Annotated in this window: 24 protein-coding genes; 8 read left to right on the top strand and 16 right to left on the bottom strand. The window is 64.1% G+C overall.

The features are described from left to right. Positions 1-129 precede the first annotated feature (129 nt). The 3 genes from AB0876_RS32350 to AB0876_RS32340 all read right to left on the bottom strand — a co-directional run bounded on the left by AB0876_RS32350 (position 130) and on the right by AB0876_RS32340 (position 1,431). Positions 130-639, bottom strand: a complete 510-nt coding sequence (locus AB0876_RS32350) for a hypothetical protein (protein ID WP_526044037.1) — start codon at positions 637-639, stop codon at positions 130-132. 222 nt (positions 640-861) lie between these two features. After that, positions 862-1,140 carry a hypothetical protein gene (locus AB0876_RS32345; RefSeq protein WP_526044036.1) on the bottom strand — a complete coding sequence of 93 codons (279 nt, stop codon included), beginning with the start codon at positions 1,138-1,140 and terminating at the stop codon, positions 862-864. 12 nt (positions 1,141-1,152) lie between these two features. Continuing rightward, a complete protein-coding gene (locus tag AB0876_RS32340; protein ID WP_526044035.1) occupies positions 1,153-1,431 on the bottom strand; it encodes a hypothetical protein in 279 nt (92 codons plus the stop codon). A 520-nt stretch (positions 1,432-1,951) separates the two neighbouring features. On the opposite strand from AB0876_RS32340, the gene AB0876_RS32335 reads away from it, so the two are divergent. Continuing rightward, positions 1,952-2,368 carry a hypothetical protein gene (locus AB0876_RS32335; protein WP_526044034.1) on the top strand — a complete coding sequence of 139 codons (417 nt, stop codon included), beginning with the start codon at positions 1,952-1,954 and terminating at the stop codon, positions 2,366-2,368. Positions 2,369-2,398: 30 nt separating this feature from the next. On the opposite strand, the gene AB0876_RS32330 is transcribed toward AB0876_RS32335, so the two are convergent. From AB0876_RS32330 to AB0876_RS32320, 3 genes are read right to left on the bottom strand one after another with little or no spacing between them, the layout of a single operon-like run. Continuing rightward, on the bottom strand, positions 2,399-2,713 hold the full coding sequence (locus AB0876_RS32330) for a DUF7446 family protein (protein WP_526044033.1): 315 nt from the start codon (positions 2,711-2,713) through the stop codon (positions 2,399-2,401). After that, positions 2,710-3,168, bottom strand: coding sequence for a hypothetical protein (locus tag AB0876_RS32325; RefSeq protein WP_526044032.1), 459 nt, complete (start codon positions 3,166-3,168; stop codon positions 2,710-2,712). The genes AB0876_RS32330 and AB0876_RS32325 overlap by 4 nt, the downstream gene beginning before the upstream one ends. After that, a complete protein-coding gene (locus tag AB0876_RS32320; protein ID WP_526044031.1) occupies positions 3,165-5,282 on the bottom strand; it encodes an EspK C-terminal domain-containing protein in 2,118 nt (705 codons plus the stop codon). The genes AB0876_RS32325 and AB0876_RS32320 overlap by 4 nt, the downstream gene beginning before the upstream one ends. Positions 5,283-6,046: 764 nt before the next feature. Here AB0876_RS32320 and AB0876_RS32315 point away from each other — a divergent pair. Then, positions 6,047-6,235, top strand: coding sequence for a hypothetical protein (locus AB0876_RS32315; protein ID WP_526044030.1), 189 nt, complete (start codon positions 6,047-6,049; stop codon positions 6,233-6,235). Between the two features lie 43 nt (positions 6,236-6,278). Here AB0876_RS32315 and AB0876_RS32310 read toward each other — a convergent pair whose 3' ends face one another. Together AB0876_RS32310 and AB0876_RS32305 are read right to left on the bottom strand one after the other, a co-directional pair. Next, positions 6,279-6,896, bottom strand: a complete 618-nt coding sequence (locus tag AB0876_RS32310; protein WP_526044029.1) for a hypothetical protein — start codon at positions 6,894-6,896, stop codon at positions 6,279-6,281. A gap of 27 nt (positions 6,897-6,923) precedes the next feature. Next, positions 6,924-7,298: a hypothetical protein gene (locus AB0876_RS32305; protein WP_526044028.1), complete on the bottom strand. Its 375-nt coding sequence runs from the start codon at positions 7,296-7,298 to the stop codon at positions 6,924-6,926. A 142-nt stretch (positions 7,299-7,440) separates the two neighbouring features. Between AB0876_RS32305 and AB0876_RS32300 the strand changes: the two genes are divergently transcribed. Continuing rightward, the gene (locus AB0876_RS32300) at positions 7,441-7,788 is read left to right on the top strand and encodes a hypothetical protein (RefSeq protein ID WP_526044027.1); all 348 of its coding nucleotides are present in this window, start codon (positions 7,441-7,443) and stop codon (positions 7,786-7,788) included. Between the two features lie 300 nt (positions 7,789-8,088). Here the strand turns inward: AB0876_RS32300 and AB0876_RS32295 are convergent, their stop codons facing one another. The 3 genes from AB0876_RS32295 to AB0876_RS32285 form a co-directional block, all read right to left on the bottom strand. Beyond that, positions 8,089-8,520 (bottom strand): hypothetical protein, encoded by a 432-nt coding sequence (locus AB0876_RS32295; protein ID WP_526044026.1) that lies wholly within the window; start codon positions 8,518-8,520, stop codon positions 8,089-8,091. 46 nt (positions 8,521-8,566) lie between these two features. After that, the gene (locus AB0876_RS32290; protein ID WP_526044025.1) at positions 8,567-9,400 is read right to left on the bottom strand and encodes a hypothetical protein; all 834 of its coding nucleotides are present in this window, start codon (positions 9,398-9,400) and stop codon (positions 8,567-8,569) included. 74 nt (positions 9,401-9,474) lie between these two features. After that, complete coding sequence (locus tag AB0876_RS32285; protein ID WP_526044024.1) at positions 9,475-10,344, bottom strand: hypothetical protein; 870 nt, start codon at positions 10,342-10,344, stop codon at positions 9,475-9,477. Positions 10,345-10,803: 459 nt separating this feature from the next. Here AB0876_RS32285 and AB0876_RS32280 point away from each other — a divergent pair, with 459 nt between their 5' ends. After that, positions 10,804-11,445, top strand: coding sequence for a hypothetical protein (locus AB0876_RS32280; RefSeq protein WP_526044023.1), 642 nt, complete (start codon positions 10,804-10,806; stop codon positions 11,443-11,445). A gap of 34 nt (positions 11,446-11,479) precedes the next feature. On the opposite strand, the gene AB0876_RS32275 is transcribed toward AB0876_RS32280, so the two are convergent. Together AB0876_RS32275 and AB0876_RS32270 are read right to left on the bottom strand one after the other, a co-directional pair. After that, positions 11,480-12,037 (bottom strand): hypothetical protein, encoded by a 558-nt coding sequence (locus AB0876_RS32275; protein ID WP_526044022.1) that lies wholly within the window; start codon positions 12,035-12,037, stop codon positions 11,480-11,482. A 1,057-nt stretch (positions 12,038-13,094) separates the two neighbouring features. Beyond that, positions 13,095-13,748, bottom strand: a complete 654-nt coding sequence (locus AB0876_RS32270; protein ID WP_526044021.1) for a hypothetical protein — start codon at positions 13,746-13,748, stop codon at positions 13,095-13,097. Between the two features lie 109 nt (positions 13,749-13,857). Here AB0876_RS32270 and AB0876_RS32265 point away from each other — a divergent pair, with 109 nt between their 5' ends. Continuing rightward, a complete protein-coding gene (locus tag AB0876_RS32265; protein WP_526044020.1) occupies positions 13,858-14,049 on the top strand; it encodes a hypothetical protein in 192 nt (63 codons plus the stop codon). 6 nt (positions 14,050-14,055) lie between these two features. On the opposite strand, the gene AB0876_RS32260 is transcribed toward AB0876_RS32265, so the two are convergent. Genes AB0876_RS32260 through AB0876_RS32250 form a run of 3 tightly spaced genes read right to left on the bottom strand, consistent with a single transcriptional unit; the run spans position 14,056 to position 14,942 of the window. Further along, positions 14,056-14,238 carry a hypothetical protein gene (locus AB0876_RS32260; RefSeq protein WP_526044019.1) on the bottom strand — a complete coding sequence of 61 codons (183 nt, stop codon included), beginning with the start codon at positions 14,236-14,238 and terminating at the stop codon, positions 14,056-14,058. A gap of 20 nt (positions 14,239-14,258) precedes the next feature. Continuing rightward, positions 14,259-14,573, bottom strand: a complete 315-nt coding sequence (locus AB0876_RS32255) for a hypothetical protein (RefSeq protein WP_526044018.1) — start codon at positions 14,571-14,573, stop codon at positions 14,259-14,261. A gap of 12 nt (positions 14,574-14,585) precedes the next feature. Then, positions 14,586-14,942, bottom strand: a complete 357-nt coding sequence (locus AB0876_RS32250) for a hypothetical protein (protein ID WP_526044017.1) — start codon at positions 14,940-14,942, stop codon at positions 14,586-14,588. A 254-nt stretch (positions 14,943-15,196) separates the two neighbouring features. Between AB0876_RS32250 and AB0876_RS32245 the strand changes: the two genes are divergently transcribed. From AB0876_RS32245 to AB0876_RS32235, 3 genes are all read left to right on the top strand, one after another. Continuing rightward, a complete protein-coding gene (locus AB0876_RS32245) occupies positions 15,197-15,583 on the top strand; it encodes a hypothetical protein (protein WP_526044016.1) in 387 nt (128 codons plus the stop codon). Continuing rightward, positions 15,580-16,092 carry a type II toxin-antitoxin system RelB family anti-toxin gene (relB, locus tag AB0876_RS32240; protein WP_526044015.1) on the top strand — a complete coding sequence of 171 codons (513 nt, stop codon included), beginning with the start codon at positions 15,580-15,582 and terminating at the stop codon, positions 16,090-16,092. The genes AB0876_RS32245 and relB overlap by 4 nt, the downstream gene beginning before the upstream one ends. A 188-nt stretch (positions 16,093-16,280) precedes the next feature. Then, the gene (locus tag AB0876_RS32235; protein WP_526044014.1) at positions 16,281-16,457 is read left to right on the top strand and encodes a hypothetical protein; all 177 of its coding nucleotides are present in this window, start codon (positions 16,281-16,283) and stop codon (positions 16,455-16,457) included. Positions 16,458-16,459: the final 2 nt, after the last annotated feature.

The raw sequence follows: 16,459 nt of genomic DNA, 5'->3' as shown, positions 1-16,459 counted from the left end.
AACGTCCGGTCGACATCACCCCGGAACCATCGCCCGACACCCCAGTGTCCGAGGTCGCCTGACGACCCTCGATCCACAGGATTTGACTATTTCTCACTCTCGGGTCGAACAGTGTCGTAGACGTCATGGTTACTTCCTGCTCGTTGATCGGGCTTCGGGGCTGTTAGCCAACGCTTCGGCGCGGGCGCATTCCTTGTCCAGCTCAGCAACACATTCAGGGGTGAGGCAATGCGCGCCTTCGGTGACTTCGTCTGTGTCCATGTCGAATAGCGAATCGGGTTCGGGTCTGTACTGCACCACGATGCCGGGTTCGATCGCCCACAGTATCTGGCAGATCCTGGACACCATGTGCCAGTTGCCGGCGGAGTAGGGCGATTCGCCCGGGTACCAGTAGCGGCTGAGCGTGCTCACGAACACACGGTCCGGCTTGATCATGTCGCGACGGTCGTCAGAAGGGGCGCCGAAAATGGGGTGTGGCGCCGGCTTGTAGTAGCTATCGGGCCGGACGGCGAAGACCAAACCCTTCAGCGCTGGCACGATCCTTTGGTAGCGAACCGCTGGGTCCGGGATGGTCATTTCACCGATGAGGCGGTCAACGTCGCGAACCTCATCGAGAACCAGCAATGCGTCGACACCCATCTGTTAGTCCCCGTCTTTCAGGAACACGTCCCCGGCGTCGACGGGCTGTGCCGCGCGCACCACGTCCGGCGCCCGGTCGGTGATCAGCTGTTTCGGCATCGTGCTCCCCCTTCTATTCCGCCCACGTCCAAGCGCCGCCCAGGATCAGCCGGTCCGCCAAGTCATTCAGGAAGGCTTCGTCGTCGACGACATCTGCGTCCTCACCGCGACGGCACTGCATATTCAGCTTCCTTCCTCGCTCATCCAGCGCAAATCTGCGGTCGGGTCGCCCTGATCGCTCACCACAACGGCGCCGGCCTGCACCACCCACTCACCTGTGCCGGCTAGTTGCACCAGTCGTGCCCCACGAGCAGCGGGGTAGTCGTCGAGCTCAGCGTTGACGCGCCGCACATCGTCGGCGGTCAGTGCCGCCTGGCGAACGATGGTGAACGTGACGTCGTCCGCACCGGGCGTCTGCTCGACGGTCAACGTCACGTGGCCCCGGCTGTAGGTGGTGATCATGTGGTTGTCCGGTCACACCTGAGCGCAGGCCACCGGTACCAACGCCTTGCTCATCTGGCCAGGTGCACGCACCTCAGCCGCAATCTTTGCCGATAGCAGCTCGATCTGGGCGCCGATACGCTCGTAGATACCCTCAACCACCGCTTCACTGGCACCGCTGCCGTTGCCGAGTTCGGCGTACAGCTGAATCTTCTCGTTCTGCAACTGTTGGAACGTCTCGCGCCCCTCACGCCTGATGCCCAGGAACTCGGCAAATCCCTCCGGAAGCTCCGATGTGTCGTCCCGAACCACTGGGCCCGCTGGGTCATTCTTCCAGGTGAGAAACCGCCTACCCCCGGCGGAGATTCTGAGTTCCATCATCACGAATCACGAATTCCTTTCGCCTGGTTAGACTTCCGTCATCGTCGTCCCAAAGCCGGGCCCCACGACCACGACCATTGCGTCGTCGCCACGTCATCCCGAGTCCCGCCCAACCGCTCTGACAATCAGATACCGAGAGCACAAGCCAGCCTCGGCGGGCGGCACGACACTGACTGTAACCCCGCACTCGGACACGACGAAGCGATCAAAAAAGAGCGTGCGCCACACGCAGCTAACGACCCCTGGCCCAAATGTGATGTGAGAATCAAGAACATGGATATCTACAAGTTCAGCGCCGGGCACAACGGGAGGGAGGGCCTGGTTCCAGGCGAATCCTGGTCGATGCCGTTGTCCTCGCACTACGCAGCTACGACTACTAGAACCTTGGCTCGCTGAGACCACCCGGCGGCCGGCCCGGCCCCCCATCGCCCCTTGATCAACGCGCAGCAGCGTGCTGCACGAAAACGACTGGAAGACCTGCCCTATGCGAATCTGCCACGTTCCCTACACCTTGATCGCAGCCACATGCGGCCTGCTCGTTGCAGGCTGCACCGCAAACCCCGAGGAATCGACCTCCACAGCCGCCACCACCGCCGCCAGCATCGACAACCCTGATCCAAACCTCCAGAAAGCAAACGCCCCGCTCGGCGACCTGCTCACCGTCGGTGCCCACTGCTTTGCAACAGGAACAGAAGCCGTAGCCGCGCAACTGCGCGCCGCAACCGCAGACGCCAAGGGAGACGCCGAAGACGACGCGAGAGAGGCCCGCGGAGAACTCCGCAAGACGGGCAGGGACACCACCATCGTCAATGACGTTGAGGCCAACGGCACCTGCTACATCGTGACGACAAACTCACCGTTTCCCTGAGCTCTCCCACAGGCAATACCCCAGCGGGGGTCAATGGGATCCGTTCTCGCAGTAGCCCACCACCAGTCCGCCCGGGTGCACCCCGTAGCGGCTCCCATCAGGCTGCCGCTGGCCGATCTTCACCACCTGCACCTGATAGACCGTACCGTCGTCGTACTCCACTTCCAGCGCACCGTCGAACGCGTGAATCACGTACTCCGCCACTGCCTGAACGGCCTCATCGGTGGCGTCCTCAGTCTCACCGACCAGCGCATCCTGCGCCTCGTTGACCCGACCGACAACGACCTGCTTCGACGCGCCACGAAACTGAACACCGAACTCGCGCTCATCCCGCCGCCCGGTCACAGGGCGTACTCGCGCGAATGCGCCCAATAGCCAGGCACCGGGGTCATCTGCGTCCTCATCGCGCCGCCGAGCTCGATCGCATGCACGCCCGCCGCCCGACACTGACCATCACTGCCCGCGTAGTAACTGAAGTAGTGATTCACCAGCGCCGCGTAGGCAAACTCCCAAGCGTCCAGCGCCTGTCGCCAGTCGCCCCCGGCCGCATACGGCTCCCACGGCTGGGTCTCCATACCGACGAGCGCGACCGCCACCACCGGAACCTCAAGCGCCGCAGCAATATCACCGCCGGAATCGCATTGCGAACCAATGAATTCCGTGCGCCAGTCCGGATCGAGATCCCCCCGATAAGCCGCCTCGAGAACCGTCATCGTCAGCAGGGTGAAGCCAGCCTGGAAATCCGGATCGTCAACATCCAGCGCGCACAGTCGCTCCGTCAGCTGCGGCCGAACGCTCATGCGGTAGCCACCGCCTCAGCCGCAGTCAACGGAGCCCCCGCCAACCGAGCCGCGTACAACAGATCAGCACACCCCTCGGGGGTCAAGTGCGTGCGCAGACACTCGACCACCTCGGCCGCTCGCGCCGTGACCAGCGCCCGCGCCGGATCCGTTGCACCACCGTGGCCCACGTTCGCCATAGCCGTCTGGTACTCGATCAACGCCCCGAATCGTTCCCGGGTCACCTCGGGCCACAGCGCGTCATCGATCGGCTTGCGCGCCTCGAAACGATCCATGACTTCTTCGCAGGCCGGACTGTGAAGATGTCCTTCCACCGCGGCCATGAGCACGTGCCGGGAGGCGACCTGGTGGCGTTTCTCCTCGCTGAATGCGTGCGCCTGCTGCCACTCCCAGGGCATGCCGACCTGGCAGCGATGCCGTGTCGCAGGCAGCTCAAGATCATGAGCGACCGTCTTCGGGTTCACGCTGACCGGCCGCGCACCCACCTCACCGGCCCAGTCCATCACTCGGTCCATCGGCTGTGACGACGCGATCGCCAGCACCCGCGTACCCGGCGAGGCCATCTCGCGCGCCTGGGCTTGGCGCACCACGACCTCCAGCGGGTTGGCGCCGCCGGCGGCCGCCGTCTCGTCCCGCAACTTCTGACCCACCACCGAATCGTTGATTGCCAGTGACACGGCCTGCGGAACCCGCACGCCGAGCGGGATGTATGACGCGCCTTCGCTGGTGGCCAGCCACGCCGTCACCTGCCCGTTGCGCTCCCACATCACCGATACCGCGTAATCGATCGCCATGTAACCCTTGGTCTGCGCCAGCAACGCCGTGATGACGTCGCGGCCGGCGTCCATCGCCTGACCGAACAACGCGTCTCCGCTGGCGCCGTCGGCGCCGATACCCCGCACGCCCGGGCCCTGCATCGCCACCGGCGCCGGAGCTAACGACCCACTCGACCCGGCCTGCGGCGCCAAACCACCGCTGGATACCGGTGCGGGCCCGGCGGCCGCCGCTGACGACGGCCCACCACCAACATTCGGCGACCCCACTGGAGTACTCGTCACCGGATTGATCACCGACGATCCGCCACCGGCAGCACCGGCAGGCGGAACCATCATCGGACCACCGGCCGGCGCGGCCGCCGCCGGCACCGTCGACGCTGCCGCTGGAGGAGTCGCCGCCGCAGGCGCCTGCGCAGCAGCCTGAGACACCACATTCTGCGCCACATTGCTGCCCACACCAGCGGCACCAGACGCCGCGTTGACCGCGGTATTCACAGCACCCGAGGCCAACCGAGCCGACGACTCCGCAATCCCCGAGCCAAGACTCGCCAACCCCGGTGCCCGCCCGGCCGCGCCAGCTCCACCGGCCGCGGCATTCATGCCCGTCGCAGGAACCGCACCCGGCTTCGCATTCGCCATCTGACTCGATTGCGCCCCACCCGCAGGGTTCGATCCCGCACCGCCCGACGACGCAGGCGATGACGACGAGCTCGCCGGCGACGACGAGCTGCCCGATGATGCTGGCTTCAGCATCTGGCTGATGGACGACGCCGGACTCCCACCGCTACTACTCCCACCAGAACTGGACGGAGATGAGGGCGACGAAGCGGGCGACGGTGACGGCTTCTGATGCTGCGCCAGCTGATTCGGATCAGTCTTGTCCGGTGACCGCATAGCAGCCTGCTGGACGTCATTCTTTTGGTCCTGCTGAGAATCCGCAGTTTTGGTCTGTTTTGCCGCCTCTGCGCTCTGATTCGCATTGCGCATGTTGTCCGCTGTCGAGTAGTCGACAGGCTTCGCATTGCCGTTGTCCAGCGGTGGGGCGGACGGTGCCGGCGAAGCGGGCATGTTGCCGGCGCCAGCGCCGCCCTCGGGCAGGATGCTGTTGATGTACGGGGCGGCCCACTGTGCGATGTCATGCGACAGTGCCGTGACGGTGGTGGCGCCCTGCAGATCTCGTGCCTGAGCCTCCAGCTTGGCGGCATCAATCAGTGCCTGTTTCTCGACCTGGAATTTGGCCTCGATCACTTCAGCCGCGCCGGGGATGGCAGCTACCTTGGACTTCTGCTCATCAGCCGCGGAGCGCAGCGACTTGATCATCTTCTCGGCCGTGTTCACGATATCGACCAAATCCGTTTGAGTGGCCTGCAATTCACTCGCCGCTAGCCTGGCCTTGTTCCTGATGTGCCGATAGGCCTCAATGCGGTTCTGCAGCGCTGTCTCACGGCTCTGGACGAGACCACGAACGGCTTCAATGAAATTGCCGTCCATGCCTCCCAGCGACAGCTTGATGTCCATCTGAATATCAAGCTGTGCGAACAGGGTGTTTGCCTCCTGGCTATGCGCCATCGCATAGCCAGCCCACGACATCACTGACTGCGATGGCCACGACCCCGTCAAAATCTCGGCCGAATGCTCGGTCATCGGCATCGAGACCTCACCAAAACCCAAGGTGCAGACCTTTCTACGGGGCTAGGCGCTGGCAGAGTGCGACCATCTGATCGGAACTCTCCAGCGCCATCTCGAAGGCGTTGCCGGCGATTGGATCGAACGTGACGTACGCGTCTCCGACAAGCCGGAAGGCGCTGACCGCGGTATTCGCCGCCTGCGCAAGGACAGGGGTGGTACCCGGTGCTATGTGAGCGCGAAGTGCGTCACTTGCCTGCCTATAGGACTCGCCTGCAGTACGTACCGCTTCCTCCCAGGTGGGATTGTTCCGAACTGCCGGATCTAGCACCTTCACGCCGGGCGGAAGGATCGCCAGCGCTTGCGCTGCCGACTTCGTCGGCGCTTGGGTGCCGATAAATCCGACCTGGCAGGTCTCACGGTCAGCTTGGGCGGCCGGTAGCGGCGCCGGCCCAGAAGGGATGGGCGCCGGAACCGTGACTGTCGATGGCTGGGCTGCCGCCGACGGTGAGGCCGTGTCGCGGGCCTGTGTGGTGATGAGTGTGGCCGCGCCAGCCGCGACCACAGCTCCTACCGCGGCGGCTGCGACGAGCACTGGCCACCGTCGTCGGCGCTGGCCGCCGGACGGTGGGCCGGGTGGCAGCGGCGGATACCCCGGCGTCTGAGGAGGTGCGGGGGGCGGAGCGCCGAGTTCAAATGTCTTGTGACTCATCGGCACAGCCAATCCATGGCTTTCTGACTGGCCTTATAGACCGCCACCGAGTTTCCTGTGGTTGGGTCGAATGCCTTGTACGACTCGCTCAGCGTCCGAAGCGAACCGACGGTCGTCTGCGAGACCTGAGCCAGCATTGGGCTGGTGCCAGGGGCGAGCTGCGACTCGAAGCTGTCGGCGGCCTGGCCGTAGAGCTCACTGGCCCGGATGACGCCGTTCTTCCAGGTCGGGTTGCCCTGGACGGCCGGGTCCGTGATGGTCATGCCCTCGGGGATGACGCTCTGGGCCAGCGCGGCGGCGGTGTACAGCTTGTCGGTGGTGCCCCAGGCGTGGCAGGTCTGGGCGTCTGCCTGGGCGGCCGGCAGAGCCTTGGGTGGTGTCGGCGGGGCTGCGGTCACGGTGACGGTCTCGGCGGCCGAGCTCGTGGTGTCGGTGGTGGCCGGCGCGGTGACCGACAGTGTGATCACGGTGGTGATGAGGCCGGCGACGATCGCGCCCGCGCCGGCGGCCGCGGCGACAGCAGGCCACCGCCGGCGCTGTGTGGTGGGCGTCGGCGGATACTGCTGCGGCGGCCACGTCGGCGGGTAGGCCGGCGGTGGCGGCGCGATCGACATGTGGGCTCCTCAGATCCTGTGCGTGGGCTAGGCCGGCCGCACTTTGGTCACGTCGGGCGGGCCGATCGGGGGTTGGAATCCGGGCATCGGGAACACCGGTGGCGGTGCTGCGCGCTGGTAGTCGCCAGCGGCTTGGGTGTCCTGCTGCTGCAGCACTGGTGGGGATTCGGTCAGCGCTGCTTGCTGCTTGGTAGCCCACGTGGTGTCGGTGGCGTCGACTTTCGCCCGCAGGGCCTCGGAGCTGGTGGCGATGAGGGCCAGGGCGGCATCGAGCTGCGACGTGGCTGTCGGCGGTGGCGGCGGGATCGGCTTGGGCGCGCTGGCGGACAGCGTTTCGCCAGCTTTGCCGGCTGCGCCGGCCAGCTTGTCGGTCTCGATGTCGAGCTTCGTTCGGGCCCCCATGGCGTCATTGTCCCAGGCTTGGTGGACATTGACCACAGTTCACCGGGTTAAATGGTCTCGGGGGTGGAATGTGCGTCAGCTAATCGTCATCGTGGCCGTGGCAATGGCCGTTTCTGGATGTGGGGCCAGTCAGCCTGTGAATATGTCCTGGCCAGGGAAGTTTTACTCCAATGTCGGCGAAGTCGACTTCTACGGTCAAAGCTACGAGATCACCGACGTCAAGATCCTCTGTAGCGACAGTAACGGCGGCCTGACGATCCAGATCACCGCGCCCAACGGCACCGAGGTGACCTCAACCAGGCCCGAGGACGGCTCCCAGAAAGCTGCTATCCAGGTCGCTGGCGGCGGCCATCAGTCCGAAACGCTGGTCGACGGAGCGGTGTGGAACAACGTCAACGGTGAATGGGGATTCGAGGGCGATCCGGACGACACCGACAGCCACACGACATTCAACCTGCGTGACGGGGCGGCGATCTGCCCAGCGAAGTGATGTCGCCGAAGAATTAGATCGCTACCGTGCGACTTGGGACTCACCCGTGTGTGCGTGGAGCGCATGACCACCGACGACGTTGGGTGCCAGGCGTGGGACAGGACCGTGTAGGAACCCGGGGTGAATGTTTACCCCGGTTTCCTACACGAACGCCGGGGCCCGCATCGCTGAGCGACTTCGAGCGTGCCTGCCGCATTATTCGGGTTCTTTGAGCGCTGATGCTGGCCGGGTGTCCTGGATGAATCCGCAGACCCACTTCCTTCCCCACGGCGGAGCGGCGATCTGCCCGAGGTGATTGGGTCAGCGGGAACCCAAGATCAGTCGCCGACTCTGATCGACTTTTTCCCAGTCTTCGCGGGATCCGCCTTTGTCGGGATGGGCGCGGTGGTATGCGCGGCGGAGCAGGGTTTTGAGTGGTTCGTCTGGACGCGCCTGGGTGAAGTTGCGCAGCCAGGTCTCAGCCTCGACGCTGGTGTGGAATCGACCGTGACCCGTCCTGGCAAATGATGCGCGTGTGCGCTGGGAACGGTTCTTGGCCTCGTCTGCCGCCCGTTGGGCGGCGGCGAGGTGTTCCTGTGCTTCACGCAGTTGCTGCTCGATCCAGAACCACCTCAAGGTTTCTCTGCGCAAGTACTTCGCCAGTGGGACTCCATGGCGGCGCGCTTCATCTTGGAGGAACGCTTGCTCTTCGGGTGTAACCGCGAAAGTAGCTCTGCGAGTTCTGTTGACCACGGCGATGTGATTCCTTGTCGCTGGCTGTATCTGGGTTTCAGCGGGGTCAGAAGGCGCCGAGGTGGTGGGCGGTCAGCCAGAGCACAATGATCGTGACTGGGATGAGGTTGTAGACGGCATGGGCAGCCGCGGCGGCGTGAGTGCCTTGGTTCTGCAGGTTCTCAATCGCGTCGGCGTGCTCGGTTCTCTGCTGGATGTTTTGCTTCAGGGTGCTTAGCCAGTCGAGGCCGTGCGGGTGATTGACGATGCTGTCGGTGTCAGGGACGGCGTTGAGATGGCCGACTTCCTGGTTCCACATCGACTCAAGCTCGGCTTCGGCCTGGATATGTTCGATGCAGGCTGCCCTGTCAACGTGTTTGAGGTAGACCCACATGAAGTAGTAGCCGCTACCGATTAGTGCGAGTCCGGCGGCGATGGGTACCCCCGCTAGCGCTGAGTGCATGAGGCCGAATGCCGATTGATAGAGGAAGTTCTTTCCCGCCGTGCGGGTTTCGCTGTCGATTCGAAAGATCCTCTCCTCAATGAGGGCGAGTTTTGGGATCAGCAGCAGGGTGGCGATGGGGAGGAAGACTGCGAGGACGGTCCATCCCGCTCCGTTGTAGCCGGTTTGGCCGAGTGCGGCTGAGCCTGGTGTCCCGGAGATGAGCCACCACCAGGAGGCCCTGAGCACTGGTATCTGCCATAGGGCCGCGGTGGTCAGCCCGACCGCTGTCAGCACCACGATTGCCGCCGGCAACATCCACCACCTCATCGCAGCCAGAACAGCTCTGTACTCGCTGCGGTGAGATTTGTGACGGTGCGCTATGCCAACTTGGACGAGTGAGACGGCGGTGACGCCGAGAAGCCCGGCGGTAGCGATCATCGGCACGTTCATCGTCATGCTGTGAAGGTAAACGGTGAGTCGGACACGACGAGCGACGTCGTGTCCGACTCACCGACTGTCGTCGGCACCTACTAGCTGGAGACGCCTGCCTGGCCGATTTCGCCTGGCAGGGGCGGCCCGGCGATGAGCCGCTTTTCCCGGATGACAGTTTCTTTTACGCCCTGGCGCTGCATCGCTTCACTGCGGTGCTGTCCGTTGATGTACCAGACTCTGCCGTCTTCGCGGGCGAGCTCGATCGATTCGTACAACAGGGTGCTCGCGGCATCGGCGACACTCGGCGGCACGCCGTCGGGGATCGGGCCGCTGTTCTGGATCGCCTCGATGGCGACCTCCACAGCCTTGCCCCAGTCGGCCGACATGTACTGCTCCATGTCGCGGAAGAGGCGGCGTTGCGGGAGACCCTTGACCGGGAAGCGACGCCACACGTGGACAAACTTCGGCGGTGGCGGCGTGTACGGCACGAATCCTGCGCCTTCGTCCCATTCGGCGCCGAGACGGTTCAGGGTGTCGATGTCGGCGGGGTCGGCGGCGCGGTGACGGTCGAAGTTCCCGTGGTCGTCGAAGTTGAGGGTGACGATGTGCGGGGAGTCTTCGAGCTTCATGTTTGGGTTGAGGACGTTGGCAATCAGGACCGGTGGTGCTTGCTCGTGGGGGAAAAATTCTTTCCAGGCATCCTCGCGGAACATCTCGGCGCCGTTGATATGTCCGGGGCCTTGATCGCCGATGCGCTGAGTGATCAACACGAAGGTTCGGCCTGCCTCGTCGCGGAAGGCCTGGGCCCGTGATGTCCACGAGCCGCGGATCGTCCACATGTGGACGTCGGCCAGCCTGCCGGTGGCTGGCGCGGTGACGCGACGTAGCGCTTCTGGATACGGGGTGCCGGGATGTTCGCGCTGATAGCGGCGGGCGGCGGCTTTGCGTGCGTTAGGGGTGTCGCTCATTGGGTTCTTCCCATCGATTCGTGAGCCCTGTTGCCCCACACGCTTTTTGGGCTCCGTTCAACGGGGCTGGCGCGTCACCCGGTGGGTGTAGTCCCGGTATGTGGGGCAGGCTGGTGTGGGCAGCTGTCGATCCCCTGGGGAGACCGCCGCGCGCTGGCGACGTTGAGGTCGAGTGTATCGCCTCGGGGCGACATGGTGGTGGGCCAAGGAATCTAGCCGCCGGAGTGGACGGAGGACAGCACTTCCAGCGCCCAAGCGGCACCATGAATTGCCCGCTCAGTTCACCTTGATCGAGGTCCGTCGGGGAATCTGCGGCCGGAGCTCGTCAGCGCGGCGGCGCCGTCGTGTCCTCGGCGTAGACCGCCTAGACCGGGTTATGCCGTTCATCGCACGATCCCGGTGGAGGTGCGAGAGCATCAGGGTGACGTGGGCGTTGAAGTGTCTCGGAAGGGAGGTGCTGTGGGCGCGCAGGTGTGGACCATGCCGTGGATTCGGCCGACGCGGCCGCCGGCGCTGGCGGCCCTTACTGAGCTGCCTCGGCCCCTAGCAGCGTGGCGTACAGGCGAAGAGTTCGATGTTGATGACTACTATTCGCAGTTTTCGGCCAAAGAGATGACTCCAGTCGAGCGTGCTGTGCGGAAAGCGGGGGACCGCCCAGAGTGGCGGTTCGAGGAAATCTGGCTTCCTGACGATGAATCTGAGCTTGAGGAGTACGACAAGGACTGCCGTTTGGTCGAGGGGTACCGGATCAACCCGCGCTGTTTGGCGGAATACCGGGTGATGGTCGAGCGCATCGTGGGGGACGAGTTTGATGACCCGGAAGAATCCTTGCCAGACGACGATCTCGCTGAGGCGTTGGCATGGGCCGAGGCAGGTGTGTGCGTTTTACAGCAGAGCTTGCCCTACCCGTTCATGGATTGCTTGCCCTATGCGATTCTGGGAAATCGCGCTGTCCTTGAGTGCTGGTTCCTCTATGCGAGCTTGTTGAGCCGGCGGCACCCTCGCAAGGCCTCTCCCTGGTTTCGGGGTCTCGTGTTCGCCAATCCCACTGACAATTTGGGGGCTCGCTACTACTCGGCTGGGGCCGCCTACTCGGAATAGGGGCTTTGCGGATCTGTATGGCGATCTGGTGGCTTCATAGCCGGCCGCGGAGGCGGATGGCGTCTTGGCGGAATGCCGCGGCGAGATCGGGTGATGTTCCCGGCAGTCTCGACGCCTGGTCGAGCTGGCTGGATATTCGGTTGACGAGGGCTTTCGGCACATGCACCGGCAAGACCGGTCCCTTGAACATCATTTGCCCCAGCATCGAAAGGTGTTGAGCGAGTTCGTAAGCGTGATCGCGGTTTGTTTCAACGTTGCTCTGGAGGTGCAGTTGTAGCGCCTCGGCGAGGGCCGCGATGGCCCGGCCGACCATGGGTGCCGGCACCGCCACGTCCCGTGGCTCGGTCATGAGGTCGGTGCCGGGCTTCTCGTCGGCAAGCATCTCGGTGATGGAGTCAGCCAGGCCGGCGAGTGCGTCTGCGTCGATGTATCTGCGGGCTGAGGCGGTGGAGATTTGCAGGGCCGCGGCGAGGGCGTCGACACGGTCGTTGACGAGTGTTGCCGCGGCGTCGGTGGACATGAAGAGTCCACGTTCGTTGAGGTTGACGCAGAGCTGCTCGGCGCGGCTGTCAACCCATCTTTGTCGCGCCACCGCTGCCCCTCGATTTCATCGTTTGCGACTCCTCTTGATGCGTTCGCCGTTCGCGGACGTCATGGTAGGTGCATGACCCTCACCAGTGTGTTGTCATTCGGGCACGCCGTCCAGCCGTCTAAAGGTGGAGGTTTCGGAATGGACGGGGCCAGGGAGAGACGCTGATGCGGGCTCACTGCGTAAGACTGGCTCGTCAGCTTCGCCCAGGTGCGTGTTGCCGGGCAGCTATTCGGGGTTCTGTGGAGGCAGGGCAATCTTGTAGTGCGCGCAGAGTGCACGAAGGGCCGAACACGGTGCGGTCACGGTGCATTCGTCGCATGTGTAGCCCTCCCACTCCCCTGCCCAGGGCCCCGACGTCAGGGTGCATTTCATGCACACTGCTCTAGCGCAAGAACATTCGTCTCCGCGGTCATCGTCGACTGTGCCGGCGCAGTCTTCGCACACCACCACGGTCGGCAGGTGCTCAACTGCGTGGGCGAGCACATCGGCCCGTTGCGAGCGGCGGTACCGCCCCACCAAGTTGTCACCGAGCTCGTCGTCAGCGGCAATCGCTGTGAGCAGCCGGACACCTAGCGACGGGTCGCCCAACGCGGCGGTCAACGTGCTGACGTTCTTCGCGGTTGGTCTCACCGACGCGATCATTTCCGGTATGCGGCCCTGGGCGCCGGCCACGATCCACGCACACGGCACACACACGTGGCCATGCTGGAGATAGATCGAATCGCGTTCGTATGGGCCCCAGCTCGCCGCCAGCTGCACTAGGGCGCCACACACGGCGCCTGGGGCCGCATGACGACTCGATCCGTCGCCGATAGCGCGGACTGCCCTATCCCGGGTGACAGCATGGCGCAGATCGCCGCCCACACCAAACACGAGGTCGGTCTCAGGCAAGGTGATTGTTGTCCGATCAGCTACAGCACTCATTCGGCGCCTCTCTCCGACGACGTTCTCAGGGACCGGGCGGTCAGGCCGAGCGTGTCGCGCAGTGTGGAGTCCTTGCTCGCGGGGTCGGCTGGGTTGGCGTTCATCTGTTTCCTCCTGAGGCCTGGGCTGTACGTCACTTGCGCAGGTAGGCCCGCACAAGACGACCGACTGGTCGTGTGGCGAAAAGGCAAGCGGCGAAGCCGAAGACAAGCCCCACGAGAATTGCGGGCCCGGACAGTACGGCGGGGCCGGGAGTTGTCGCGATCGGGAGCGCCTCAGTGAGGGCTGTGACCGCGGCCGGGAACATGACGGCGACGATGAAGGTGAGGATGCCGGCGGCGAGGGTGAGGACCAAGGTGGCCAGTGTGGCCACGGTTTCCTTAGCGATGCAGCGGAACAGCTGCTTACCGTGGGCTGCTGAATCGCCAGGTGAATTGAGGATCGTGATGGCTTGTGGGCTGGTGCGGGTCGTGATGAGCGCTCCGGCGGTTGCTCCGATTACGACGGCCAGCACGGTGCTTGCGTGGTAGCCGATTATCCCCCACGCGGCGATGGCAGGGTTGGCGATGTCGTCGGGGATGAAGATCCCTGTGGGGGTGTCCGACAGCGTCATTTGTGAGCCGCCGGCGTACAGGATCGCTTGGTAGCAGGTGTAGCGCAGCAGCAGGCCCAGTCCGTAGGCGACAGTGGTGGTCACCGCGGTGGCAGCAGCCACCACGATGAGGACGGCTTTGAAATCCACTGTGGAATTGCGCGGGCCGCTGGTCGGGTGCGCGGGGGCGTCCATGGAGTGGACTTTAGGTGCTGGGTGCGACACGACGGCCGATCCCGATTTCTGCGGGAGCTGCCGGGTTCGTGAGTTTGCCAGTCGGGTGAATCTGACTAGGGTGCAGGGCGTGACCGAATCGCCGCTCGTCAGTCGTCAACAGCCACGGAAGTTTCCGAGCCTGGATGAGTTGACGATGATCGTGCGGCCACCGGGAAACCCGTTGGCGATCAAGACGTTTACCGAGGCTGAGCTCGCGGACGCGGAGGCATACGCGTTAGAGCACGGTGCTGTCGTGGAGCGGTTTCCACTGGGTGGATGATGCTCTCTACCTCTCAGCCGCGATGCCCTCGACCAGGGCATAGAGCGCTTTGACCGCGATAGCTAGTCCTGTGGTGAAGGTTTCGGGGCTGATGGCAGCAGCAGCCACTGTGGCGATCATCGTGATCATTACAAGCGCTCCTGCGATTGGACGACGATGTCTCGAATCGTGACGTTCGGTGGTGGTCATGTCTGTCTCGTTTCCTGGGACTAGGAGTGCCCTGGTTCGGGTTCGATGCCGAGTTTTCGGCCGATGCGGATCCGCTCCTCGCGGATGTTCCGTTTGAACCGTGCCCAGCCTTCTTCCCAGGCGTCGCTGGAGAGGTGCTGCTGGAAGTCGTCGGGGCCTGGGGTCGTGGGGTTGGCCGGTTGTCCTGTGCGCTCGGCGACGCCGCGCAGGATTGTGAGGAGGCCTTCGGCCATTTCGGCGGTGACGTCGTCGGGGCCGATAGCGGAGACGGCGAAGTCGAGTTGCCAGAAGACGTCGTAGCGCTCCTGCAGGTCGTCTGCGTGGTTGTCGGTCATTGGTGGTGTCCTTTACTGCGGCAGCATGTTTCGGGGTTGCGGGGTGTGGTCGTCGGTTTCGGCGTCGATGACGACGGGTGCGATTCCCCACCGATCGAGCATGGAGTCGAGGTTCGGCACGATTCTGGTGTATCGGTGCCCGTCTGCAACCCAGTTGTCGATTGGCACAGCGACGTAGCTGCCGTCCGGAGCTGTGGCTGGCCACCACCCATATGCAGCAGCTTTCGCGATGATTACGGCGGTTTCGTCCCAGTGCATGTATTCGTCGAGACCGCTGACGCCGGCCATTTGAGCCGCAGTTTTGCCGCTCACCGCGTTGGCCCAGGCCTGTTCCGGCGACAGTACGCAGCCTCGTGTTCGTGTTCGCACCAGCGCATCTACGACGGCTCCGAGGTCGGGTTCCACATGCACCTGTGCTGTAGCTGACTCGATTTCTCGGGATCCCGTCGGCTCCACGGTGGACCTTCCATTTGCTTTGACCGTTGCCTGGGAGCGTAAGGCGTGTGGCGGACATGACGCTCAGTTCCAGGGCGGCGAGCGCTGGGTTTCTCGGCTCCCTGCGATCTCTTCAAGCACTCGCAATATTGCTTGCACACGGTATTGCGCCGGAGTAATATTGCGGTGTGTTGATCGACTGGCCAGCCGAGTTCGACGCATACCTCACCAGACTGGAGGAGTCGGCTGACCCGATCGATCGACAGCGCCTGCGGCTGCTGCAGGCTGAGCTTTCAATCCTGCAGCGACTCGACCGGGCGCCGACCGAGGACACCCCGTCGCTCAAACAGGTACGGCAAGCACGCCGGTACCCGGTCTGGCGCGTCTCGCACCCCTACCGGGAGGGAGTCGCCGTCCGACTGATCGTGTGGTTTCCGACCACCGGTCGCGCGGTAATCGCGCTGTTCGCCGGAGATAAGGCCCGCATGGGAGATGTGTTTTACGACAGCGTCGGTACCCGCGCCGACGCGGCGATCGAGGCATGGATCGTGCAGAGTCGCGAGGAGGAGAAATGACCGAGAAGTTCATTCGCGGAAATGACCGGCTGGCCAAGATGCTGGCGGACCCGACGACCCGGGCGGAAGTCGATGCGATCGTCGACGAAATGGACCAGGTCGATCGCGCCTACAAGATGGGACTCGCCGCGGTCCGCCACGCTGCCAACCTGACGCAGTCGGAGCTGGCTCAGCGGATGGGGATTAAGCAGTCGGCGCTCTCGGGGGTTGAGAACCGCGAAGATCTCTTGTTGTCGACGTTGGCGAGTTACCTCGAAGCCGCTGGTGCCCATGACATCCGGATCTGCGCCAAGCTCGGCGACAACGAGATCGAAATGCCGCTGCAGTCGACGCCGGTTCCGCCGACTCCGGAACCGCGCACGTACACGGTGGTCTCCGGTGACACGTTGTGGGCGATCGCCGAACGGTTTTACGGAGACGGCAACAAGTACCAGCAGATCGCCGACGCCAGTGGTCTCACAGACCCAGAAGAGGACGTGCGGCCCGGTCAGGCCTTGACCATCCCCTGACCACAAGCGGATCCCAACCGATAGGAAACAGATGGTCCATCAGCATGAGGGATGGCAGCTGCAGGAGAGCGCCCAAGGTGGCTGGTACTGCGCTGCGTGTGGCCGGCCTGTCGACGACGTTGAGGCCCAGAGGCTGGGCAGGCCGCCGCTGGGGCGGGCGGGCGGACCGGCGGTCGCTGTGAGTCGCGATGGCTGACGGATTCTGGGTGGTCAGCATCAGCCGGGCCACAGGTGAGGCCAGCTCGCAGTTCGTTCTCGATCGAGATGAGGCCTATCAACGCAGTCTCGATATCGAGACTGCGGAGACCGCCACGACTGTGGTTGCGCGCCGGGAGGCGCCCCGACAGGGTGGTCGCACGCCCTAGTG

It is taken from the genome of Mycobacterium sp. NPDC049093 (assembly GCF_040704635.1).
In the GTDB taxonomy this organism is placed as follows: Bacteria; Actinomycetota; Actinomycetes; order Mycobacteriales; family Mycobacteriaceae; genus Mycobacterium.
Note: the sequence above shows the minus strand (reverse complement) of the source record. Positions and strands in the feature narration are given on the sequence as shown.